At 59.7% G+C, this 23,555-nt stretch carries 19 protein-coding genes; 9 read left to right on the top strand and 10 right to left on the bottom strand.

The features are described from left to right. The first annotated feature begins 191 nt into the window (after window positions 1-191). Both BKN05_RS06675 and BKN05_RS06670 read left to right on the top strand, forming a co-directional pair. On the top strand, window positions 192-1,667 hold the full coding sequence (locus tag BKN05_RS06675) for an NAD-dependent succinate-semialdehyde dehydrogenase (protein WP_049377766.1): 1,476 nt from the start codon (window positions 192-194) through the stop codon (window positions 1,665-1,667). A gap of 352 nt (window positions 1,668-2,019) precedes the next feature. Continuing rightward, a complete protein-coding gene (locus BKN05_RS06670) occupies window positions 2,020-3,231 on the top strand; it encodes an MFS transporter (RefSeq protein ID WP_049377765.1) in 1,212 nt (403 codons plus the stop codon). 308 nt (window positions 3,232-3,539) lie between these two features. Here the strand turns inward: BKN05_RS06670 and BKN05_RS06665 are convergent, their stop codons facing one another. Both BKN05_RS06665 and BKN05_RS06660 read right to left on the bottom strand, forming a co-directional pair. Beyond that, entirely contained in the window at window positions 3,540-4,172 is a 633-nt protein-coding gene (locus BKN05_RS06665) for an MOSC domain-containing protein (RefSeq protein ID WP_049377790.1), read from the bottom strand. 10 nt (window positions 4,173-4,182) lie between these two features. Further along, on the bottom strand, window positions 4,183-6,756 hold the full coding sequence (locus BKN05_RS06660; RefSeq protein ID WP_049377764.1) for a hypothetical protein: 2,574 nt from the start codon (window positions 6,754-6,756) through the stop codon (window positions 4,183-4,185). Between the two features lie 173 nt (window positions 6,757-6,929). On the opposite strand from BKN05_RS06660, the gene leuS reads away from it, so the two are divergent. Beyond that, complete coding sequence (gene leuS, locus BKN05_RS06655; RefSeq protein WP_049377763.1) at window positions 6,930-9,776, top strand: leucine--tRNA ligase; 2,847 nt, start codon at window positions 6,930-6,932, stop codon at window positions 9,774-9,776. Here the strand turns inward: leuS and BKN05_RS06650 are convergent, their stop codons facing one another. Then, a complete protein-coding gene (locus tag BKN05_RS06650; RefSeq protein WP_239661071.1) occupies window positions 9,777-10,418 on the bottom strand; it encodes a hypothetical protein in 642 nt (213 codons plus the stop codon). It abuts the gene before it with no gap. A 333-nt stretch (window positions 10,419-10,751) separates the two neighbouring features. Between BKN05_RS06650 and BKN05_RS06645 the strand changes: the two genes are divergently transcribed. Further along, window positions 10,752-11,210 (top strand): MarR family winged helix-turn-helix transcriptional regulator, encoded by a 459-nt coding sequence (locus BKN05_RS06645; RefSeq protein WP_049377762.1) that lies wholly within the window; start codon window positions 10,752-10,754, stop codon window positions 11,208-11,210. 76 nt (window positions 11,211-11,286) lie between these two features. On the opposite strand, the gene BKN05_RS06640 is transcribed toward BKN05_RS06645, so the two are convergent. Further along, window positions 11,287-12,261, bottom strand: coding sequence for an MDR family oxidoreductase (locus tag BKN05_RS06640; RefSeq protein WP_080970405.1), 975 nt, complete (start codon window positions 12,259-12,261; stop codon window positions 11,287-11,289). A gap of 78 nt (window positions 12,262-12,339) precedes the next feature. Here BKN05_RS06640 and BKN05_RS06635 point away from each other — a divergent pair, with 78 nt between their 5' ends. Further along, window positions 12,340-12,930 (top strand): VanZ family protein, encoded by a 591-nt coding sequence (locus BKN05_RS06635; RefSeq protein WP_065422212.1) that lies wholly within the window; start codon window positions 12,340-12,342, stop codon window positions 12,928-12,930. Here BKN05_RS06635 and BKN05_RS06630 read toward each other — a convergent pair. The 4 genes from BKN05_RS06630 to BKN05_RS06615 all read right to left on the bottom strand — a co-directional run bounded on the left by BKN05_RS06630 (window position 12,927) and on the right by BKN05_RS06615 (window position 16,491). After that, the gene (locus BKN05_RS06630; RefSeq protein WP_049377038.1) at window positions 12,927-13,676 is read right to left on the bottom strand and encodes a DUF364 domain-containing protein; all 750 of its coding nucleotides are present in this window, start codon (window positions 13,674-13,676) and stop codon (window positions 12,927-12,929) included. The two genes, BKN05_RS06635 and BKN05_RS06630, sit on opposite strands and share 4 nt — an antisense overlap. 82 nt (window positions 13,677-13,758) lie before the next feature. Further along, window positions 13,759-14,733 carry an NAD(P)-binding domain-containing protein gene (locus BKN05_RS06625; protein WP_049377039.1) on the bottom strand — a complete coding sequence of 325 codons (975 nt, stop codon included), beginning with the start codon at window positions 14,731-14,733 and terminating at the stop codon, window positions 13,759-13,761. Next, window positions 14,733-15,350: a response regulator gene (locus BKN05_RS06620; protein ID WP_049377040.1), complete on the bottom strand. Its 618-nt coding sequence runs from the start codon at window positions 15,348-15,350 to the stop codon at window positions 14,733-14,735. Before BKN05_RS06620 ends, BKN05_RS06625 begins: the two co-directional genes overlap by 1 nt. Then, on the bottom strand, window positions 15,343-16,491 hold the full coding sequence (locus BKN05_RS06615) for a sensor histidine kinase (protein ID WP_049377041.1): 1,149 nt from the start codon (window positions 16,489-16,491) through the stop codon (window positions 15,343-15,345). The genes BKN05_RS06620 and BKN05_RS06615 overlap by 8 nt, the downstream gene beginning before the upstream one ends. Before the next feature lie 105 nt (window positions 16,492-16,596). On the opposite strand from BKN05_RS06615, the gene BKN05_RS06610 reads away from it, so the two are divergent. Together BKN05_RS06610 and BKN05_RS06605 are read left to right on the top strand one after the other, a co-directional pair. Continuing rightward, complete coding sequence (locus BKN05_RS06610) at window positions 16,597-17,580, top strand: ABC transporter permease (protein WP_049377042.1); 984 nt, start codon at window positions 16,597-16,599, stop codon at window positions 17,578-17,580. Window position 17,581: 1 nt separating this feature from the next. Beyond that, window positions 17,582-18,223: an ABC transporter ATP-binding protein gene (locus tag BKN05_RS06605; RefSeq protein WP_049377043.1), complete on the top strand. Its 642-nt coding sequence runs from the start codon at window positions 17,582-17,584 to the stop codon at window positions 18,221-18,223. Here the strand turns inward: BKN05_RS06605 and BKN05_RS06600 are convergent. Then, entirely contained in the window at window positions 18,220-19,797 is a 1,578-nt protein-coding gene (locus BKN05_RS06600; protein ID WP_049377044.1) for a bifunctional ADP-dependent NAD(P)H-hydrate dehydratase/NAD(P)H-hydrate epimerase, read from the bottom strand. The two genes, BKN05_RS06605 and BKN05_RS06600, sit on opposite strands and share 4 nt — an antisense overlap. A gap of 18 nt (window positions 19,798-19,815) precedes the next feature. Continuing rightward, on the bottom strand, window positions 19,816-20,631 hold the full coding sequence (locus BKN05_RS06595) for an Fpg/Nei family DNA glycosylase (protein ID WP_049377045.1): 816 nt from the start codon (window positions 20,629-20,631) through the stop codon (window positions 19,816-19,818). Between the two features lie 127 nt (window positions 20,632-20,758). Here BKN05_RS06595 and BKN05_RS06590 point away from each other — a divergent pair, with 127 nt between their 5' ends. Then, a complete protein-coding gene (locus BKN05_RS06590) occupies window positions 20,759-22,255 on the top strand; it encodes a DUF1846 domain-containing protein (protein WP_049377046.1) in 1,497 nt (498 codons plus the stop codon). 112 nt (window positions 22,256-22,367) lie between these two features. After that, a complete protein-coding gene (trhO, locus tag BKN05_RS06585) occupies window positions 22,368-23,309 on the top strand; it encodes an oxygen-dependent tRNA uridine(34) hydroxylase TrhO (RefSeq protein ID WP_023020146.1) in 942 nt (313 codons plus the stop codon). Window positions 23,310-23,555 lie beyond the last annotated feature (246 nt).

The following is a 23,555-nucleotide window of genomic DNA, read 5'->3' as shown; positions in this document are numbered from 1 at the left end:
AGCCATGCCCGAAAACAACACGACCAAACAACCCCGCAGAGAGAATCCGCCCCCGATTTCTCCACCCTCGAGGTTGACAACCTATATAGGAACACCCCCCTATGCGTTTGTGCTAGGCACAGGACCAAGAAAGCCAGCTAAGGAATCGCGTACTGTGGGGTGCATCCACGTAATGGAGAAAGGTGATCAATATGAGCATCGACCAGAAGGAACTACTAGCGAAGGTCCCCACTCAGCTTTTGATTGACGGACAGTGGCGCGACGCGTCTTCCGGCGAGACCTTTAATGTAGAAAATCCGGCGACGGGCGCGACGATCGCCACGCTGTCCTCGGCGAATTCTAATGATGCGGTGGCTGCCCTCGATGCTGCCTGTGCGGCCCAAGATGAGTGGGCGCACACCACCCCGCGCGAGCGCGCAGATATTCTCCGCCGCGCCTTTGAGTTGGTACACGAGCGCGCCGATGAGTTCGCTACCCTGATGACCCTTGAAATGGGAAAGCCCTTTGCCGAGTCGCAAGGCGAGGTCACCTATGGTGCGGAATATTTGCGGTGGTTTAGTGAAGAAGCCACGCGTGATTATGGCCGCTACTCCCCTGTCCCGGAAGGCACCTTGCGCATGGTTACTCGCCGCAAGCCCGTGGGTCCGTGCCTATTGATTACTCCGTGGAACTTCCCCCTCGCCATGGCCACCCGAAAGGTTGCCCCGGCCGTTGCAGCAGGCTGCACCATGGTCCTGAAGCCAGCCAAGCTGACGCCGCTCACCGCGCAGTACTTCGCGCAAACCATGCTCGATGCCGGCCTGCCGCAAGGCGTGCTCAATGTTGTCTCTGGCAGCTCCGCTTCGGCCATTTCAGAGCCCTTGCTTGCCGACGCCCGCTTGCGCAAGCTCTCCTTCACCGGTTCTACCCCAGTGGGCAAAACCCTCCTGAAGGGTGCCGCGGACAATGTCTTGCGCACCTCTATGGAATTAGGCGGTAATGCACCGTTCATTGTTTTCGAGGATGCGGATATTGATCAAGCGGTTGCGGGAGCTATGGGCGCCAAGATGCGCAATATCGGCGAGGCCTGCACCGCGGCCAATCGCTTCTTGGTGCACGAGTCCGTGGCAGAGCAATTTACGCAGAAGCTGGCAACAGAGTTTGAGAAGCTTGTCGTTGGCAATGGCATGGACGAAGGCGTGACGTGTGGTCCACTGATTGAGGCTAAGGCCCTCGACAATATTGCAGCCCTGGTTGAGGATGCGGTGGACAAGGGTGCGACCGTTGTCACCGGTGGCACCCGCGGCGAGGGCGCGGGCCACTTCTATGCGCCCACTATCCTGAGCAATGTTTCACGTGAAACTCGCGTGGCTCAGGAAGAAATTTTTGGACCGGTCGCGCCCATCCTTACCTTCAAGGACGAATCGGAAGCGTTAGAGATTGCGAACGATACGGAGTACGGACTTGCCTCCTATGTATATACGGAGGATTCCGATCGCCTCTGGCGCGTTGCCGACGGCCTCGAGTTTGGCTTGATGGGATTCAATGCCGGTGTCATCTCTAATGCCGCTGCCCCATTCGGCGGTGTCAAGCAATCTGGTTTAGGACGCGAAGGCGGCGCCGAAGGTATTGAAGAATATACCGCGGTGCAGTACTTGGGTATCCGTGATCCTTATACCGGGGCCTAAAGGTTTGAGCGCTTTACAAGGCGGGAGAAACCAGCCGGGTCCCCTTTGCGCGACCCGGCTCAAGCTATTTATGCAAATCTCCTGACCAGCGTCTCCTAAGCGTGCACGAATCTGTGCTACCTGCCCAGTGGGTAGCATTTTGCCAGTTCAAGGCCTGGCAATTTGCCGGTAGCCGCCGAAACGGGGGCGGCTTTGATAAGAGCCTGTAAGGGCTTTTGATTAACCTTTGCAGCCTGCGGGGCGTATAGTGCCTCTCCGTATAATTCAATTTCTATTTCCTTCGTCTGCGATGCGTGGCCTTATGGCCAGCGCGTGGAGAGGGAATTTTCTTTTTGTTATTTGGAGTGAGTATATGACGCCTACGGAATCTGCAGCGGCTAAACCGCAGCTGATTACGCCTACGTTTGTCCTCGCGTGGGTGGCTAATTTTTGTCAGTTCTTGGTCTTTTACCTGTCCGTAACCACCATGGCCCTCTACGCGGTAGAGAGCTTCGGGGCATCGGATACCGTCGGTGGTTTCGCCTCCAGTGCCTTTGTTCTGGGCGCGACGTGCATGCGCGTGTTCTCCGGCTGGATCGTGGACCGCGTGGGCCACAAGAAGGCGGCCTTGACTTCCCTGGCCTTCGTCACAGTTGTAGCTGTGGCGTACTTTTTTGCGCATAATGTTGCGGTCTTGATTATCGTGCGAATGGTGCACGGCGCGGGCTATGCCTTGACCTCCACGGCACTCATGGCGGTGGCGCAGTCCGTTATCCCACATGAACGCCGTGCGGAAGGCACCGGATACTTCGCCCTGGGCACTACCCTTGCAACCGCGTTTGGTCCAGCTATCGGCCTGTTATTGGCTAATAACATCGGCTACACCACGCTTTTTGCTGTCGCCCTTGGTGCAAATATTGTTTCCTTGATCCTGGCCTTGGTGCTGCGCTATCCGGCCGAGGTTTCCTCCGAAAAGCCGGCCTTTAAGTTGCGCAATGCCGTGCACCCCAACGTGGTGCCCATCGGTCTATTCATGCTCCTAGTCGGCATCGCCTACTCCGGCGTGGTGACCTACCTCAACGCCTACGCCCGCAAGGAAGACCTGGCCACCGGCGCAGGGCTCTTCTTTATCGGCTATGCGGTCACGATGCTCATCATGCGCTTCGTCTTGGGCCGTATCCAGGACTATAAGGGTGATAATGCCGTGATGTACCTCGGCTTGGCCGCCTTTGTCGTGGCCCTGCTGATCATGGGTTTCCCCACCAATGACGTCATGCTGGTGGTCGCGGGCGCCTGCACCGGTTTGGGCTTCGGCACCCTCAGCCCCGCCTGCCAAGCCATCTCCGTGCGCTCGGTTCCTGCCGCGCAGATGGGCGCCGGTATCTCCACCATGTTCCTGCTCATGGACCTCGGTATTGGCCTGGCCCCGTTCGGCCTGGGCCCCATTGTTGGGGCAACGGGCTTTGACACGATGTATCTCATTCTCGCGGGTCTCGTGGTCATCGCCGCTATCTACTACTTCTTCGTGCACGGCCGCTTCCCTAAGGCGAAGGGGCACCATCTGAGCTTTGAAGCGGGCAAGTAACACAGCCACTGCCCCTCCTTCGCACTCGGCATGAAAAGCACGCCAGCGCTAAGCGCTGGCGTGCTTTTGTTTTGCGTGCACTCCGGGCAAGAAGAGGGTGCTGGCCTCGCCGGTAAGCTAAAGGCCCTGACACAGCCTGCGGTCTCGTTGCCTACCGGATGTTTGGGCTCATCGAGTGCGGGCGGAACAACGGGACATTGATGAGCTCGACATGAGGACGCGGCAAAGCGATACCTTTCGAGCAGTGCCAATAGTGATGGGGAACGTTCAAGGTGGATCGGTTCGGCGGACTATGAGCCCTTGTGTAACTAGGTGCGAAGCGAGTTCTGTTGGTGAGTGGGCAGGCAGCCAGCATCTACAACGCGCCGGGCGAGGGCGCGGTCGCCCATCTTGGCGGCAAAGGCCATGCGCATGATGATGCCGTGGCTGGGTGGGGTATCCAGCTTAATGGCGTCGCCGGGGCGAATGCGGCCGGGGGACACGATGCGCAGGTAGGTGCCGCAGTCGCCACGCGCGGTCCAGCGCTTGAGCCAGCCGCACTCCCCTAGCCAGCCGGCGAAGGTGGCACACGGTTGGCGGGGCACGGATACCTCAAGCACGGCAGTACCGATGCACACGCGCTGATTGATGAGCAGAGCAGACAGATCGATGCCCTGCGTGGTGAGATTTTCGCCAAAGCTCCCGGAGGCCAGCGGGCGGGAAAGTTCAGATTGCCAGTAATCCAGTTCCTCGCGGGAGTAAGCGTAGACGGCCTTATCGTTGCCGCCGTGATGTTGGGTGTCACCAATTATATCGCCGCGCACGCCAGATCCATCGCCGTAATGGGGTCCGGGTGCCGCCAGATCGATAAAGTCCTGCGGCTGCTTGTCGATGCCCGAGAACTCATGCCGCCCGCTCGGGTCCGGCCGGCGGACGGCGACATTGGTAGAGATGACCTGCATGCCTGCCACCCTAGCTGAGCGTGAGCGCCTCCGCGGTGAGAATATCGCGGTAGAACAGCTGCGGGGCGAGGGAGACGGCCTCGGCGAGCTGTGGGAGGGCGTCGTCAAGCGTGGCGGCGAAAGCAGGGTCCGCCAGCTTGCCATTGGCCACGCCGCGCGCCGTGATGGCAAAGACATAGGAAATAAACGGCATCCAGGCGGAATCGCCGAGCTCCGAATTGCCATCGCCAAAGGCGTCCAGCGCGAGCAGGGTATGCAGGACGGACTTATCGACGCCCAGCTGTTGCAGCGTCACCCGCAGCTGCATTGCGGTGCTACGCAGGTTAGAAATGGTGCCCAGGCGGGTGAGCGCAAGGTCATTGGCAAAGCACTCGCGCAGTGCGGCGATGCGGTGGGCATCATCGCAGAGCTGGTCGCTGTCCATTGCTGGCGTAGGTGCCTCGCCCGTTGCACTCATCAGCAGCATGGGGCGGGTGACATCGTCGACGCCGGTGGACGGCACGCGCGCGAGGGAGGCGGAGCCGTGGGCTTCGACGTAGTCATGGGCGGCGTCGGCAAGCGCGGCCAAGAGTGAGGAAGGCTCGGTGGCCGGCTCCTCGCGGCGGAAGGTGCGCGAGACCAAGCCGGTGCGGACAAAGGCGCGCATGCGCTGCCCTGGCTCAAAGTCTGCGGCCATAAGGGCGTCCATGCTGGCGCGCGGATCCGCCTCAATCTCCTTGATGATTCCCTCGAAGGTTTCCTTGGCCTTGGGCGCGAGGCGGCGCATGGCCGCGTAGGTAGGCCACATACCTTCGGTGTTTTCGGTTTCGCCGTCCTGGAAGATGATGAGGGCGCTAGCCGGCGGGTACTGTGGCGCGGCTAAGTCGCTGGCCGGCTCATCCTCGCGGAAGTCCACGATGAGGTGGCCGGCGTCCAGCAACTCCTCGGGCAGTTCAAAGCCTTCCTCCGTGGGCTCCAGCGGTTGCGGCTCGCCCGCAGGATTACCCAGCGGCCACGCCCAAGCCAGCAGTTCTACCTCCTCCTCATGCGCCTGCTCAGGGATGAGGATGCCGTCCTCAATGGTTGCGCGGGCGACCAACGGTGCCTTGCGCACGGTGGCAATGGCGGCATAAATGAGGTCGCTGGCCGCGGTGGCCTCATATTCCATGACGCGACGCTCAAAGCTGCGCTTTTGGTGCGCTGCGCGCTCCTTTTCCGGCAGTCCTTCGAGGTATTCCTCATAGGACAACGTGGACCACAGGAGGTAGAGCTCCAGCGAGGTCTTCTTCGTCAGCGCCGACTTCAGCGCGCGGTTAGGCACGGACAGGCTGGTGGCGGCCTCCGTAGAGCCATTGGCGGTGACAAGGTCCCTAATCTTCTGGTTCTTATCAATAACCACGAACTTTGCCAGCGGCAGTGGCTCCGGTGAGTGGATGGTGAAAAGTGCATCGGCATCGAGCTGGTCCGCCAGGATGACCTGCTTATCCAGGTAATACACGGGCTCGGCCGCGGTACGTTTGACGCGGGTGCGAATCGTCGCCGGCTCCACCTGGAAGGTCAGCTCATAGCCGGCTTCACTGCCGACGGTCTCCTCGCGCACGCTTTCGTCTTCGCCAAAGACGCGCTGGCCCTTTTCCATCTGGATAGCCTTGCCCGGCGCAGAAGCCAAGGCATAGCTAAACGGTGAAAGGTTGCCCAGGGCGTCGATAAAGCGGAAGTTGGTGCCGCGCGGGCCCTCGTTCTTGGCACGCATGTGCAGCGATTCCGCAAAGTTGAGGTACTGGATATCCACCAGTTCCTCGTCCTTGTACAGGGTGAAGCGGTAGCGGCCTACCCAGGGATCCTCGAAGGCGTCTGCGGGGAGCACCTCGTGGATGCCCTCCGGTAGTTCATCCTCCAGCACTGCCTCCTCTTCCCCACCAATGGGGACATAGGTCAGCTCCATGCTGAGATCCGTATTGGCGATGATCCGCGGGGACTGGGTATAGACCAGTTCGCCATCTAGGCCATGGGCATTGGGTAGCGTCTTTACGGCCATGTCCCAAGCAAAATCAGGGCTGCCGGAGACCTTGATGGTTGCGGATTCTTGGCGCGGGACCTCCACGGTGAAAGACTGGCTGACCTCGACCGGGGCGATAGTCCAGCCCTCCCATGCACCGTGGGGACGGGCCTCGCTGACCTTGGCCTTGGCGAGCTCCGTGCCAGCGGGAGCGATGAAGGTATAAGAGCCCTTGGCCACCGCGGTGGTGGTATCGATTGGGCGATGGGTGGAATCCAACAGCAGGCCGCCATTGGCCACGCCGGCGAATTCCACAGTGTGCTCCTCAAAGGAGACGCTGAGGTGGCTAAAGGCACGCGGCATGCTGATCCACAAGCCGGGCTCCTCGCCCTCCACATAGTAGAACTTGCGGGTGTCCTCGCTGCCATCGAGCAGCTGTGCGGTCACGGTCCACTGGGGATCTTCTGGCTCATAACCTGCGGTTACGGCCGGTAGGTACAGCTCCAGAGTGTGGGTAGCTGGGGAGAGGCGCAGGTGCGGGATCCCCTGAAATACCGCTGCGTCTGCAAAAGATGATAGCTGGCTGCGAAACTTCTCCTGGCTCATTTACCCCAGCCTAGATCATTTTCATGCAGATCTGCATTTTGGCTGCGAGCGGCGGAAATGACGCGAAAACCGGGGGAGAATACGGCGGAGATTTTGCATGTGCGTGCCCTGCAGAACGCGGAAAGCGTAGCGAACTACCCCGCGCCGGGATGCGGCTATTACACTGTGTGATTATGACTACCCAGAGCGATTCCACTTCGTACCGCTATACCCCGGAGCTGGCGAACCAGATCGAGAAGACCTGGCAGCAGTACTGGAAAGACAATGGCACCTTTAATGCCCCGAACCCGGTAGGCGAGCTCGCCACCGATGCGGGCGAGTTGCCTAAGGAAAAGCTCAATGTGCAGGATATGTTCCCCTACCCTTCCGGTGCGGGCCTGCACGTGGGACACCCACTGGGATATATCGCCACCGATACTTACGCCCGCTATAACCGCATGCTGGGCAAGAACGTGCTGCATACCTTGGGCTACGATGCCTTCGGACTGCCGGCCGAGCAGTACGCCATTCAGACCGGTACCCACCCGCGCACCACTACCGAGGCGAATATTGAAAACATGCGCCGCCAGCTGGGTATGTTGGGCTTGGGTCACGATCCGCGCCGCTCCGTGGAATCAACCGATCCGGAGTTCTTCAAGTGGACGCAGTGGATCTTCCTGCAGATTTATAACTCTTGGTTCGATGAGGAGCAGCAGAAGGCGCGCCCGATTGCAGAGCTCATCAAGGAACTAGAGGCCAATAAGCGCACCACCAAGGACGGTCGCTACTACGAGGACCTCACCGAAGAGGAAAAGGCCGCGGCTATCGACGAATTCCGCTTGGTCTACCTGTCTAATTCCACGGTGAACTGGTGCCCAGGCTTGGGTACTGTGCTGGCAAACGAGGAGGTCACCGCTGAGGGTAAGTCCGAGCGCGGAAATTTCCCGGTCTTCCGTAAGAACCTCTCGCAGTGGATGATGCGCATTACCGCCTACTCCGATCGCTTGCTGGATGATCTGGAGCTTTTGGATTGGCCGGACAAGGTCAAGTCCATGCAGCGCAATTGGATCGGCCGTTCTCGCGGCGCAGAGGTCTCCTTCTCTGCTGAGGGCTACGAGATCGAGGTCTTTACCACCCGCCCCGATACCCTCTTCGGCGCCGAGTACGTGGTCCTAGCCCCAGAGCATGAGCTTGTCGACGCCCTCCTCTCCCCCATCCCTTATGACGATGACGTGGATGAGCGTTGGACCTATGGCCACGATGATCCGAAGGAGGCCGTGGAGTCCTACCGCACCGATATTGCCGCCAAGTCCGATCTGGAGCGCCAGGAGAACAAGGAAAAGACCGGCGTATTCCTGGGTACTTATGCCACCAACCCGGTCTCTGGCAAGAAGGTCCCGATCTTCATCGCGGACTATGTGCTGACCGGCTACGGCACTGGCGCCATCATGGCAGTTCCGGCGCACGACACCCGTGACTACGAGTTTGCCCAGGCTTTCGGCCTACCAATTACGGAGGTTGTCTCTGGCGGAAACGTGGAGGAAGAAGCCTGGACCGAGGACGGCGCGCTGGTTAATTCCTCCAACGACAAGGGCCTAGACCTCAACGGCCTGAACAAGGCTGAGGCCATTGCCGCGGCCATCGAGTGGCTGGAAAAGGACGGCTCCGGCCGCGAAAAGGTGCAGTACAAACTGCGCGATTGGCTCTTCGCCCGCCAGCGTTACTGGGGCGAGCCCTTCCCCATCGTCTACGACAAGGATGGCTTCGCCCACGCCCTGCCGGAATCCATGCTGCCGGTAGAGCTGCCAGAGGTAGAAGATTATAAGCCCGTTTCCTTTGATCCAGAGGACAAGGACTCCGAACCACAACCACCGCTGGCAAAGGTGCGCGACTGGGTCGAGGTAGAGCTGGATCTGGGTGACGGTCCACAGACCTACTTCCGCGATACCAATGTTATGCCGCAGTGGGCGGGTTCTTCTTGGTACCAGCTGCGCTATATCGATCCCCGCAATGATGAGGCATTCTGCGATATCGAGAACGAGCGCTACTGGACTGGCCCGCGTCCGGAGCAGCATGGCCCGCAGGATCCGGGCGGCGTGGACCTCTATGTCGGCGGCGTCGAGCACGCTGTGCTGCACCTGCTTTACTCCCGCTTCTGGCATAAGGTGCTCTTTGACCTGGGCTTTGTTAGTTCCCAAGAGCCTTACCGTCGCCTGTACAACCAGGGCTATATCCAGGCCTATGCCTACACGGATTCCCGCGGCGTGTACGTTCCAGCCGCTGAAGTAGAGGAAAAGGACGGCAAGTTCTACTACAACGGCGAAGAGGTCAATCAGGAGTATGGCAAGATGGGCAAGTCCCTCAAGAATGCCGTGGCGCCGGACGATATTTGCCGCGACTTCGGTGCCGATACCCTGCGCGTTTACGAGATGTCCATGGGTCCACTGGATACGTCTCGCCCGTGGGCTACCAAGGACGTCGTAGGCTCCCAGCGCTTCCTGCAGCGCCTGTGGCGCCTAGCCGTCAACGAGGACACCGGCGAGCTGGCCACTACCGACGCCGCCTTGAGCGAGGATGACCTCAAGCAGCTCCACCGCACCATCGCAGGCGTGCGCGATGATTACGAGAACCTGCGGCTCAATACCGTGGTGGCTAAGCTCATCGAGTACGTCAACTACCTGACCAAGACCTACCGCACCGAGGCCCCGCGCGCCGCCGTGGAGCCGATCGCACAGTTGGTCTCCCCCATTGCCCCGCATATCGCGGAGGAACTGTGGCAGCGCTTCGGCCATGACGAGACCATCACCTATCAGCCCTTCCCCACTTTTGAGGAAAAGTACCTGGTGGACGATGAAATCGAGGTGCCGGTTCAGATCAATGGCAAGGTAAAGGCCCGCATCAACGTGGCCGCTGATGCGGACCAGGACGCGGTCTTCGAGGTTGCCCTCGCCGACGCGAAGATTGCTGAGCTGACCAGCGGAAAGAACGTGGTGAAGAAGATCTACGTTCCGGGCCGCATGGTCAACCTCGTGGTCAAGTAGTTACTCGTCCCAAAATTCCGTGGCGCACAGCGCAATGCCGTGCGCCCGGATCCCCTGGCCGACCTCCAGCTTCTCGTTCACGATGAGCGGGAGACCGTCGAGGTCGCATACCCAAAACTCCCCTATGCCCAGCTCATTGCTGTGCTTGGCGACGCCCCCGATAGTCCCCGCTACCTCTACCTGCGGGTTAAGCATGCTGGGCTTGAAATTCCGGTAGAAGCGCTCGGTAGCGGGCGAAGTTAAGGAAAACTCTTCCGGCTCCCCTACCTGGTAATTCAAAGCCACAACCGCCGGCCGCACCTGTCCCTGGAGCTTTTCTCCTCCGACTGGATTGCCTGCCGGCAGGGCGAAGGGCGCATCCGCCAGCGCCGCGAACTGTAGATCACCAGTTTCCACAATGCCGATATAGGGCGTTGCGCGATATATGGTGCCCGGTGCCTCTTCCCCGCCCCGGTAGGAAGGAACTGCGGCCCACTCCCCTTCGTACTCCATACCTGTAACCGCCATACCAGACGGGTCGGCGTGGAATAGCACTCGATCAAATCCGGGCGCCTCCCACATGTCGTGATCGTTAGGTAGCTCCGCAATGAGTTCTTCCATATCCGCGAAGTCGAAACCGCACGTGCTAAATAGCTTATCCATGCTTGCCATTCTAAACGCTGCGGTCTTCTCTGCCGGAGCGGTCATTGCGTTCGCACTCGCATCTCTGCCGCGAGTATTTACTTCACTATTTAATTTTTAAGTCAAGAACATATCTATTCAAACAATGGTGCGTTTCAGCAGATAGGTATTCAAAAGGAACATTAACGTGCTTTTGGTAGCAAAGGTATGGGTTTGTGAAATTGTGGTTCTCGTAGACCCACTTCTCTGTACAGTAGTGGGAGTTGGTGTATCAACTCCTGGCAAGCCAATGAGTTGCTAGATCAACTCTGCAGTATAGACTGTTGATAGAAGGAGAACCAAAGGAGGAATGCGATGCGCGTGGAGCAGAGTGCGGCGTGGGGAGACTTTGTTGCCATGCAAGAAGCGCTCCACGCACGTCTTTCTGGGGAGCTGCAGAGTGGCTCTAGATTGAGCGAGGCAGATTACGCGGTGTTGGCCGTGCTGAATCGCCGGCGCCAGATTTCTACGCGCCCGCATGAATTGGCGGCGGAGCTTCGGTGGGAGAAGTCGCGGTTGCATCGGCAGTTAGTGCGCATGGAGTCCCGAAAATTGGTTTCCAGGCGTGAGGCGCCGGAGTTAGGAACCCGTGCAGTTGAAGTCACTGTGACGGAAAGCGGAAGTGCTGCTTTCAACGCAGCGATCGTGCGACATACTGCAACAGTCGAAGAGATCGTGGTGGGCACCCTTAGTGACGAAGACCTACAAACCTTGGGCAGGATTTCCCGCACGTTGCTACGCGCGGTAGTTAAAGAGGGGACGTCGGAAAGCTAGCTGTCCGCGCCGACTGGTGCATGTAAAAAGGCACCCGCTATAACGGCGGGCGCCTTAGAGATTGGCTAGGCGGGACCTAGGAAATCTTAAGAACGGTGCGTCCGTGGTGGGTGCCCTCGAGGAGGGACTTGGATTCCTCGACAACGTCCGACAACGGAATCGTATTGGTCAGTGACTCAAGGATGGACCGGTCCAGCTTGCGTGCGAGGAGCTGCCAAGCGTTCTGGCGGTAGTGGAGCGGGGCGTCGACAGAGTTAACGCCGGCGAGGTGCACGTTGCGCAGAATGAACGGCAAGACGGTGGTGGGCAGGTCCGGGCCGGCGGCCATACCGGTGGAGGCGACGGTGCCGCCCCACACAGTGCGGGACAATACATTGGCCAGGACGTGGGAGCCGGAGGTATCAACCGCACCGGCATACGTTGCCTTCTGCAAGGGTTTTCCGGCCTCAGTAAATTCGGCGCGGTCCACAATGGTGTGGGCGCCTAGCTCGTGGAGGTACTGGGAGTAGTCATCCGGGCGGCCGGTCATCGCGTGAACCTCGTAGCCAGCATTGGAGAGGAGGTTCACAGCGATGGAGCCTACGCCACCGGTGGCGCCGGTGACCAAAACTGGACCATCGGGTAGCCCGCGCAGAGAATTAACGCATAGGGCGGCAGTGTAGCCCGCGGTGCCAACAGCGGCCGCCTGCTCTGCGGTGAAGTCCGCGGGCAGGGCGACGGTTGCCTGGGAATTCACGCGCTGCTTCGGGGTGTAGCCACCGTGGCGGAACTCGCCCAAGCCATCACCGAAGGAAGCTACCAAGGTGCCAACTGGGAGGCGTTCCACGTTGGACTCGGCAACGGTACCGACCACGTCGATGCCCGGAACCAACGGGCTGGTGCGCATGACACCACGATCGCCGGCAATTGCCATGGCGTCTTTGTAGTTCAGCGAAGAATAAGACACATCGACGGTAAGGTCGCCCTCGCCGAGGAACTCTCCCTCTTCAAAGGAGGTCGTGACGGATTTATCATCGTTGCGAGTAACTAGTAGAGTGCTCATGCTCACCATAGTACGTTAAATGTGATGCAGTGATTTAACAGCGAATCTCACGGGGATTTTTCAGGCTCGCTTGTTAACTTGAAGGACATGACGATGACCACGATGTCCGCCCGCACCTCGCGCCAGATTGGTGCGCGTGGACTGCCTGCTAAGCGCACGCTGTGGCGCAGTGCAGCGGTAGCCTGCGTGGTTGTCATGGTGGCTATCGCAGTAGCTACGGTGGGCAAGCCCTTCATAGATATCCCCGGTGTGGTTGATGCGTCTGCGCACGCACGCCGCAGCCTCGATCTGCAGATGTTTAATGGGTTTAATAACCCTCATCCGTGGTGGGGTCCGTGGACCAATACCTTTGGCAATATAGCGCTGTTTATGCCGCTCGGTGCGTGCTTGGTAGTAATGGGTCACAATTCGCGGCGCATCCGCTTTGGCCTCGGTGGAACCATCCTTCTGGCAATGGCGCTCAGCCTAGGTATCGAAATTACCCAATACGTATTCTCGCTGGGATTTAGCGACGTAGACGACTTGGTCTTCAATACCCTCGGCGCATCCTTGGGTGCGTTCCTGCTAAGCCGGAGCAGTTTTAAGGCGCAGCTGCGAGCTGTGCGCTTCATCGGCTGGACTGCGGCGGCGGGCCTGGGTGCTCTCGCTGCCGTAATCTTGGCCGGAGTGATTGTTTAGCGCCCTAGGGTGACTCGGTGTCCGAAGTTGAACATATCGAGGGAATCACCCTTCTCTAGGCCCTCAAACATCCCTGCGGGATTGGACGGAACCATGCCGGTGACTTGCGATACGCCGTAGTGTTCAAGCAGTACAGGGGCTAGGGGAGTTGATGGGCCTAGGACGACATTGAAGGACTCGCGGGAGAGCTCGAGCAGGCGGGGAGCGGTTTTATTGACAAAGGCAGAGCCGGTAATAAAGACATAATCGCACTCGGGCAGGATGTATTCGGCGGCGGAATCTGGATAGTCGCCCTCATTGAGCGAGCGCTCCAACATATAAAAATCCGCAGCCTGGTTGAGTGTCTTGGGTGCAAAAGGGAAGTGGCCAATGACCGCGACCTTCTTCCCCGCGACGGCGTTGCGGAAGGGATCAAAGAAGTGGGGCCAGGGGGAGTCGGCAAGCGTAAAACCATGCTCATCGGCTACAGAAGGCGTGGCGTAGTAGGAATTTAGCGCAGCCATGCCGAAGGAAGCCTCCGAAAAATTCCAGCTCTTGGCCAGCTGGGCGATGGCGCGAAGAGGAACCCCAGAGTACTCGGCGCGCATCTGGGCCGGGCGGGAGGTGGCAGACATGGTCATGGCCATGCCGCAGCTAGGACTTTCGGTGTATACCCGGGTCCACCGCGGTCCTTGGGCGGCGCGGGAGACCACTATGTCACGGGGAATGGCATCGATGAGGTCATCGTAGAGATCCCAGGCAGACATGCATAAACCAGCTTTCCCAAATTGTGTCGCACTCTTTGTGTGAAGGCAGTGTAGTCGAATTAGCTGGGACTAACCTATAGCTTTAGTCACATATATTCGCTACATCGAGCGCGGTCTGCTTGGCAAAGGGGCTTACCCCGGTAATGGTTGCGGATCCGGGTCCGGTCCACGTGCCGTAACCCACGAGGAAGAGGCCGTCGACGGTGGGGGAGGTGCTATCAAGGAGCCCGCGGATGGGCCGGAGGGCGGGCCGGAAACCGGTGCACCAGATGAGGTGGTCTGCGGTGACTTCAGCAAGCGAAGAAAACATAGGGGTGGCCTGCAAGAGTCCGGAATCCCGTGCGCGTAGAACCGGCGGAACCATCACAATATCGCCCAGGTTGGAATCCGCGCCGGGGTCTGGTTCGCCGCGGAGCATGGCGTTGAGGCGGGCGCGATTGCGCTGAAAGAGCACTCGGCCGTCAACGTCGTCGGGCATCCACCGCGGGGAGTTGCGGGTATACCAGGTGGTTTCCACACCGGAGAGTAGGAGCTCGGCTGCGATTTGGGCACCGGAATTGGCCGCGCCGACGACCGCCACGGTAGATCCGGCGAAGTCCGCGGGGCCTGGATAGAAGGCGGAATGCCATTGCCTCCCGTCAAAAGTACCGGGGTAGTAGGGGATAAAGGGAGCGGACCACGTGCCCGTGGCCGCCACGACCGTGCGTGCTGTCAGATGCTCTTCGCCGGCGAAGACGTGGAAGCACGCGCCGTCATGGGTTACCTCATCCACTGTGACCGGCCGACGAATGGGCAGTTCATAGCGCTTCTCATAACGCGCAAAGTAATCAATAACGTGGCTAGCTGGCGGAAAGCCTTCATAGTGGGGCATGGGCCATCCCGGCAGGTTGGAGGAGGCAGAATTGCTAAAGAGCGTGAGCGAGGGCCAGGTATGGCGCCAGGCCGCGCCGGGCCCGGGCTCAGCGTCTAGAATGACAAAATCCAGGCCCTTTTTGCGCAGATAGTAGCCCACCGCAAGACCCGCCTGGCCGGCACCAATGACTATGCAGTCCAGCATCAGATGAGCTTCCTCTCCCGCGCCACGGTCACCGCGGCGGTGCGAGTTTCCACACCCAATTTCTGAAAGATATGGATGAGGTGGGTTTTGACCGTGGCCTCAGAGATAAAGAGTTGCTTGGCCAGCTCCTTATTGGAGGAACCGGTAGACAACGCCCGGAGGATTTCTAGCTCGCGGGCGGACAGCGATTCGTGCGGCCGGCCCACGCGCTGGGCTAGGAGGTCTACTACCTCCGGTGCCAAGGTGCGGCGGTGCGCGGCGGTATTGAGCACGGCCTCGTGCAGCGCCTGCTCGGGGGAATCTTTAAGCAGATAGCCCATCGCGCCGGCCTCTACGGCGGCAAGGATATCGGCCTGCGTGTCATAGGTGGTGAGGATGAGTACCGGTGGGCCGCCGGCCTCCACTACCCGCTTGGTGGCCGCGATGCCATCCATGCCAGGCATCTGGATATCGCAGACCACGGCGTCTACCTGTGGGGCGTCGTCAGTAAAGAGCTTATCCACATCCGCGCCGGTAGAGCCTTCCATGACAACCTCGACATCGGAGAAGGTATTGAGGATGGCACGCAGGCCGGCGCGGACCACGGGGTGATCATCAATCAGCATGACATTAACCATTGCTTTTCTCCTTCAGCGGGATACGGACGGCCAGGGCGGTACCTTCGCCGGATTCCAGGTTCATGGTGCCGCCCACAGCTTCCACGCGGCCGCGGATGCCGCTGAGCCCAAAACCATGGTCCCTGCCGCTGGGGCGAGGGGAGGCGGATAGTCCGCATCCATTATCAACGACGTCCAAGGTCACCGCATCCTCAAAGAGACCGAGCGTGACCACGGCGCGCGAGGCGTGGGCATGTTTGATGACGTTATTGAGCCCTTCCTGCGCAGCACGTATGATGACCTCTTTGATGCGTCCGGGCACCTTGCCACTTCCAGATACCACCAGCTCAAAGGCGGTCTCTTCCCCCAAGGCTTTCACGCGGCTGCGCATCTGGGACAGCAGGGAACTAAGTTGGGTTTCCAGTCGCTCATCCGGGCCGGCTAGTTCGCGGACAAAGCGGCGGGCCTCAGCCAGGTTTTCGCTCGCGACGTCTTCAATAACCGCCAGTTGCTCCTCTTTGGTCGCTGGATCGTCGGTACCGCGGGCCGCGCGGGAGAGCAACAAGATGGAGCTGAGGCCTTGCGCGACGGTGTCATGGATCTCGCGAGAGAGGCGCTCACGCTCCTCTAGCCGGCCGGCTTGGTGCTCGCTGGCGGCCAGTTCGGCTTGGGTTTCGCGCAGCTGCTTGGCTATGTCCCTGTGGTGCGCCGCCTCTGCCTGCAGACGCCGCTGGATGAAAAAGACCGTGGCTGCAAAGGCGGTACCGATAAGTGGTCCCACGGCCGCAGCGATGGACCAGCCCTCGGGGTGCAGCCAGGCGGGAATAAAGGCGGCCGCTGCCCACAGCGCGGCGATGGAGACTAACCCAGGCACGGTGGGCAAAGCGCGCAAAAAGACAAAAATAAGCGGGAATTCCAACCACATGAAATCTTGCGCATGGACCATCAGACCCAGCCACAGGAGGCATAGCCCACCCAGCCATAACCATGTGGGCAGCCAACGCTGTGCGGCATAGACCACGGCGAGGGTGATGGCTAAGCCGATTACCCGGGCGTCGAGCCGGTCATCCACATAGGCGCGCGCCACGCCGAAGACCAGCAGAAACGCGAACATGGCGTGCAGGCCATAGACCCATAATTTCTGTCCTTTAAACACAACCACCCAGGATATCTGCGTACGGGTGGACCGTGAATCAACCACTTGGTTGACTCGAGGTTCAGCGAGCTGGCCGATTACTTCTGACCTGCATAAAGCGAATATAGAACTATGTTCCTAGCAATCAGAGAAATCACCACAGCGCGCGGCCGTTTCGCGCTCATCGGCGGCACGGTTGCGCTCATTACCCTTCTGCTCGTGATGCTCTCCGGTCTGACGGAGGGCCTGTCCAAGCAAAATACTTCCGCGTTGGAGTCCCTGGAAAAGGAATACCCATATATCTCCTTCTCCACCGAGGAACCCTCCTTTAGTGAATCCGAGATGCACGCCGGCGATATCGCCAGCGACGGCATTCCGCTCGGCGTAGCGCAGACCAAGCTGGAGGGGCACGGCGGCGTTGCCGTCCTCAGCCTGCCGGCCGGCACCCAGGTTCCGGGTACCGATAAGACCATCCCGGAGCAGGGCGTGCTCTTGCCAGAGTCCATCGACGCGACCGATACCGTCACCCTAGGTAGCGCCGATTTTTCGGTGGAGGACACCATCCCAGAGACGATGTATGCACATTCCGAGGTGGTATGGGCATCTACCGAAACCTGGCAGCGCATCAGCCACGCTCCGCAGGGCGTGATTGGTACGGCAGCGCTATATAAACAAGAGGTTCCTGGCTCCGTGAAGGTGTCCAAGTCTTTTTCCGGCTTGGCGGCCTATCAGTCTGAGCGCGGCTCGCTGCTAACCATGCAGGGTTTCCTGTACGGAATCTCCGCGCTGGTCACCGTCGCTTTCCTGACCGTATGGACCATCCAGCGCACCCGTGACCTGTCCATCTTGCGCGCGCTCGGCGCTACCGTGCGTTACCTCTTGCGCGATGCCCTGGCACAAGCCGCCATCATCTTGGCCGCCGGCACTATTGCGGGCGCCGTCGTTGGTTGGGTGCTCGGCGCGCTTGCTTCCGGCACCGTGCCCTTTGATGTTTCCCTGCGCACCATCGCCGTTCCCGCGGTTGGCATCTGGGCTCTCGGCATGGCCGGTGCCCTTATTGCTACCCGCCGCGTAGCTAAAGCCAACCCACTCGATGCCCTTGGAGGAAATGCTTAACATGTCCACCATTCTTGATATCCGCAACGCCACCGTGACCTACCAGGACGGTGAGACCACGACTACTGCGCTTGCCGAAGCCTCCCTCATCGCCGAATCCAATACGCTTACCGCCATCGTGGGTGAGTCAGGGTCCGGCAAGTCCACGCTGCTGTCCGTAGCCGCAGGCCTCATCACGCCGGACTCCGGGTCCGTGCACGTGGACGGTACCCGCTCCATCATTTTCCAACAGGCCAACCTGCTGTCCTCGCTCAATGTGCGCGACCAATTGGTGATTATGGACCATATCGCCGGCCGTAAGCTGCGCCCGCAGCACGCCGATGAGCTATTGGAGTTTGTTGGCCTAGAGGGGATGGGAAACCGCCGTATGGGCCAGTTGTCCGGTGGCCAGCGCCAGCGTGTCAATATCGCCCGGGCGCTGATGGAGCAGCCAGACCTGCTCTTGGCCGATGAGCCTACCTCTGCGCTTGATTCCCATCTCTCGCAGGAGATCATCCGTCTTTTGCGTGATGTCACCCAAGAAATGCAGACCGCCACCGTGCTAGTGACCCATGATCGCTCCTTGCTGAATTTTGCTGACCGCGTGGTAGAGGTCAAGGACGGTCACGTTTCTGAACAGGAGAAGGTTTCCGTGCTCAGCTAGCGTTGCATGGCGAGCAGCCGTGCGATTGCCTGCGGCACGGCTGCGGCAATCTGGGAGGCGGAGCAAATCCCAAAGCCGTCCGGGGTGTGGGCGGCAATGGCGGCAGCATGCTGGTGTATGGCCGCGGCATGGAGGATTTCCAGAATGATCGTCTCCGCACTTACTTCAGCGATATCCAATTGCGCGAGCGTGGCGCCGAGGATGCCAGAGAGCACGTCACCAGAACCGGCGGTGGCTGCGTAAGAATGCCCAGCGTTCATGCCGTAAATTTTCTGGCCTGGGGCCGTGACCGTGGTGATCCGGCCCTTGTGCAGGATGAAGCAGTCGAGCGCGTCGGAAAGCTCGCGCAGGTGCACCCCGAGTCCCTTCGAAAGATCAAGTTCGCGGCCGAGAGTTGCCGCGTAGAGCCGCTCAAATTCCCCGGCATGCGGGGTCAGGACGGCGCAGGGATGATCGCGTACGAGTTCGCGCAGATCCCCACAGGTAGAAAGTATGGTCAGCGCATCGGCGTCGATAATCGTGGGCAGTCTGCGTTCTAGCACGGCGCGCAATTCGGCGGCCGCCTCCGGTCCGGTGCCTCGCCCTGGGCCTACGACCCAGGCTTGGGCGTGGACTTTTTCTTGGGCGCTGGCATGGGGCACTACCTCCGGCAGGCTCGTGACCACGGAGTCATTGCCCACGACGCGAACCATGGACGGCGTGGCGCGCACCGCGCCTGTGGCGGCGAGAATGCCCGCGCCGGGAAAGGTGTTGCTGCCAGCACATACCGCGGTCACCCCGCCGGTGTATTTGGTGCTTTGAGCCCCCGGAGTCGGATCCAGAATCGGGCCCGTGCAGCCCACCGCCTTCGGGGCGGTAACTAGGCCTTGTTCTCCGGAAAGCACCGGCTCAGTCGGCCACTGGTAGGGCAGGGGGATAGTGGGTTCATTGGCGATATAGCCCACCGGCTCCGCGGTAGCGGAAAGCTCTTCTGCAAAGGAGCGCGGGGCGCCGGGCAGGAGCAGATCGCAGAGCACCACCGCACCGCATGCCGGGGCAAAGATATGTCCGGCACGGGCCCAGCCAAAGCTAATGGTCACGTCTGCCTCTACGGCATCGGCTGCGGCTACGCCGGTATCGGCGTTAATTCCCGAAGGAATGTCCACAGCTAATACCGGCACCCCACGCTTCTTGGCCTCGGTATAGGCCCTCAGTGGGGCACCGGAAAGGCCGCGGGTGGAGGCGAGGCCGGCGACGGCGTCGATAAGCAGATCGGCGTTTCCTAGGTCGTGCGCTATGGTTCCGCCGGCCGTGGCAAATGCGTCTAGCGCGGGTTCGTGTGCGGCATCCGCCGCGAGGATAGCCACTACTGAATAGCCTTCCTCCGCCAAGAAAACGCCAGCATAGAGGCCATCGCCGCCGTTGCCGCCTGGCCCGACAAGGATAGTTACGCGCCGATAAGAGCCGAGCATGTTCGCGGCCGTGGCCGCCACGCCTCGTGCGGCCAAGCGCATGAGCTCATCGTCAAAGTTCTGCTGGGCTAGAAGGGAACGCTCTGCCGCGCGAACGGCGGCAACGCTATAGGCATGTCGCATATTCGCCAGGATAGGCCTTTAAGGAGCCGGTTGGCAGGTTGGACACCAAAATAGGTTGCGTCCCTCCATGACCTTTTCTGCCACCGGGGTGCCGCAGATATAGCAAGGTAGGCCGGCGCGGCGATAGACGTAGACCTCGCCGCCGTGGTCATCCTTGCGCGGTTCGCGGCCCATGGCCTCGGGGGAGTGCTCGGGCCGCACGGTATCGATGCGGCCGTGCTCCACTCCGTATTCCATGAGATCCACCAAGTCCGCCCACGTGGCGTCAAAGGTTTCACGGGAAACGTCCCGGCCCGGGAGGAAAGGGGAGAGGCCGTGACGAAAGAGGGTCTCGGCCCGGTAGATATTGCCCACGCCGGCATAAAGGTGCTGATCCATCATGAGGGAGCCGATGCTGCGGCGCGATTTATGCACTTTGGCCCAGAGTGCCTCCACATCGGCGTCCGCGCGCAGCGGGTCTTGGCCTACCTTGGCTAGCTGTGCGCGGAACTCCTCTTCAGTGAGCAGGCGGCAAAACTGCGGCCCGCGCAGGTTAGCGGCCTCGGCGCCATTATCAATGCGCACCCGGATCTGTCCGCCTACTTCCTCGCGGGGCTCGAAGCGCAGCTTGCCAATCAGGCCTAAGTGAATATAGAGGATATGGCGCGGATCCTGGGCGCTAAAGTGTACGAAAAGGTGCTTGCCGTAGGTCTCTGCCAGCTCGATACGCTCGCCATCGAGAAGCTCCGCCTCCGCTGCGAAGCGCCCCTGCGGGCTGGTCACGCGCAGCGGCATGCCGCGAAAATCGGCGTTGAATTTATTAGCTAGGCGGTGGATGACGTGACCTTCAGGCATAGAACTCAGTCTAACCGGGAAGAATTTTCGGCCAAACCTGCCGCTAACCAGCCCACTTATTCGGGAGGTGACAATAGCGTAAACTCGAAATGCGGAATGATTTAACTCAGGGGAAGGCTTTCAAATCATGACGCAAAAAATCGGCTTTGACCGCGAGAAATACATCGAGCTGCAGTCGAAGCACATCCACGCCCGCCGCGAGGAAATCGGCGGCAAACTCTACCTAGAGATGGGCGGCAAACTTTTTGACGATATGCATGCCTCCCGCGTGCTGCCCGGCTTCACCCCAGACAATAAAATCGCGATGCTGGAGCGCATCAAAGAGGACGTAGAGATCCTCATCTGCATCAACGCGAAAGATATCTCCCGCCAGAAGGTGCGCGCGGACCTGGGCATTCTTTATGAAGATGACCTGCTGCGCTTGGTGGACGTATTCCGCAGCCGCGGATTCTTGGTAGAAAACATCGTCATGACCCAGCTGGAGGAAGGCAACTCCCAAGCCGAAGCCTTCATCGACAAGGCAGAGCGCCTCGGACTCAAGGTGGCGCGCCACTGTGTTATCCCTGGTTACCCCACCAATACGGACCTCATCGTGTCCGATGAAGGTTTTGGCCGCAATGAGTTTGCGGAAACCTCCCGCGACCTCGTCGTGGTCACCGCGCCGGGCCCCGGCTCCGGCAAGCTGGCTACTGCGCTTTCGCAGGTCTACCACGAGCATCAGCGCGGCAATAACGCCGGATACGCCAAGTTTGAAACCTTCCCTATTTGGAATCTCCCCCTGGAACACCCCGTGAACCTGGCCTATGAGGCAGCCACGGTAGACCTCAATGATTCCAATATTATTGACCACTTCCACCTGTCCGCCCACGGCGAATCCACCGTGAATTACAACCGCGATGTGGAAGCGTTCCCGCTGCTGCGCACGCTTTTGGAAAAGCTCACCGGCACCACCCCGTACCAGTCTCCAACGGACATGGGCGTGAATATGGTCGGCTTCTGCATTACTGATGACGCCGTGTGCCGCGCCGCTGCCCAGCAAGAAATTATCCGCCGCTACTTCAAGGCGCAGGTGGAAGAGGCGCGTGCCGGCTTGGGCACCGAGCAGTCCGAGCGAGCCGCCGTCATCATGGCTAAGGCCGGCATCAAGGTTGAGGACCGCCCTGTGGTGGTGCCTGCTCGCCAGCGTGCGGAAGAAACCGGCGAGCCTGCCTCTGCTATGCAGCTGCACGACGGCACCATGATCACCGGCCGCACCTCGCCATTGCTGGGTTGTTCTGCAGCTATGCTGCTTAATGCGCTAAAGCACTTGGCGGGCATCGATGACGATATCCACCTGCTGTCGCCCGAGTCCATCGAGCCGATTCAAACGCTCAAGACCAAGCACCTGGGTTCCAAGAATCCACGCCTGCACACCGACGAGGTGCTGATCGCCTTGTCCGTGTCTGCGGCGAAGGATGACAATGCCCGCAAGGCGCTGGAGCAGATCAAGGAACTTGCTGGTTGCGACGTCCACACCACCACCATCCTGGGTTCTGTGGATGAGGGAATCTTCCGCAACCTTGGCGTGCTCGTGACCTCTGACCCAGTCTTTGCCCGCAAGAAGGCGCTGTACCAGAAGCGCTAGGTTCTGCGTAGTAGAGGGTCGGCCCTTTCAGCCCGTGCTGGAGGGGCCGCAGTCTTATAAAGAACAACTACAAGATTGGGGATCTACCCAGCTGCGGGCCTAAGATTGGGGCGTGACTATTGGCAAAGTTCTCCTGTATTACTGCTTTACCCCCATCGAAGATCCCACCGCAATCATGCTGTGGCAACGCACCCTGTGCGAGTCCCTGGGGCTCAAGGGGCGCATCCTCATTTCCGAGCACGGCATCAACGGCACTGTTGGCGGCGATATGGAAGCCTGCAAGCGCTACGTCCGCCAGACCAAGGAATACCCCGGCTTTAAGCGCATGCAGTTCAAGTGGTCCGAGGGCGGAGCGGACGACTTCCCGCGGCTTTCGGTCAAGGTGCGCGATGAAATCGTGGCCTTTGGCGCGCCGGGCGAGCTGAAGGTGGATGAAAATGGTGTCGTCGGTGGCGGCGTGCATCTCAAGCCAGAAGAGGTTAATAAGCTGGTAGAAGAACGTGGCGAGGAGGTCGTCTTCTTTGATGGACGCAACGCCATGGAGGCAGAGATTGGCAAGTTTAAAAATGCCGTCGTGCCCGATGTGAAAACCACGCATGACTTCATCGAGGAAATTGAGTCCGGCAAGTACGACTGGATGAAAGATAAGCCGGTGGTGTCCTATTGCACCGGCGGTATTCGCTGCGAAATCCTGTCTTCGTTGATGAAGAATCGTGGTTTCAAAGAGGTCTACCAGATCGATGGCGGCATCGTGCGCTATGGCGAAAAGTACGGCAATGATGGCCTGTGGGAAGGCTCAATGTACGTCTTTGATAAGCGCATGCACCATGAGTTTGGCCAAGGACTCCAGGACCCAGGCTTTATCCAGCTGGGCCATTGCGTGCACTGTGGCAAAGGCACGAATACCTTCCACAATTGCATCAACGAAGATACCTGCCGCCAGCAGGTGCTTATATGTGATGACTGCATCCAGCACGTAGAAACCCAACACTGCGGCCGGCCAGATTGCGCCGAGGTAGCAGCAAAATTCGTCGACCAAGATTCCAAGGCTTGATTAGAAATTGCTAGGTACTTTAAAACAGGCGCGAGATCGCTAGATGCAGCGCCCAGCAGATGCTTTGCTTCGTCTTTGCGTGGGCTGAGTGTTAACCAAAGTATTAATAAGATTTTACTGCCATTTTACTTGCTGCATAGTATTTTCAAGTATGTTGATTTTTATAGGTCCAGCTTTGGCCGTTGCGCTGCAAAGATCGTACGCATCGGTGGCAGGCGGGCCTAAGGTTTTCACATTTGACTTGAG

The sequence above is a fragment of the Corynebacterium sp. S5S1 genome (assembly GCF_001913985.1).
Classification (GTDB): domain Bacteria; phylum Actinomycetota; class Actinomycetes; order Mycobacteriales; family Mycobacteriaceae; genus Corynebacterium; species Corynebacterium marquesiae.
The sequence above is the reverse complement of the archived record's forward strand: the minus strand, read 5'-3'. Positions and strand labels throughout refer to the sequence as shown.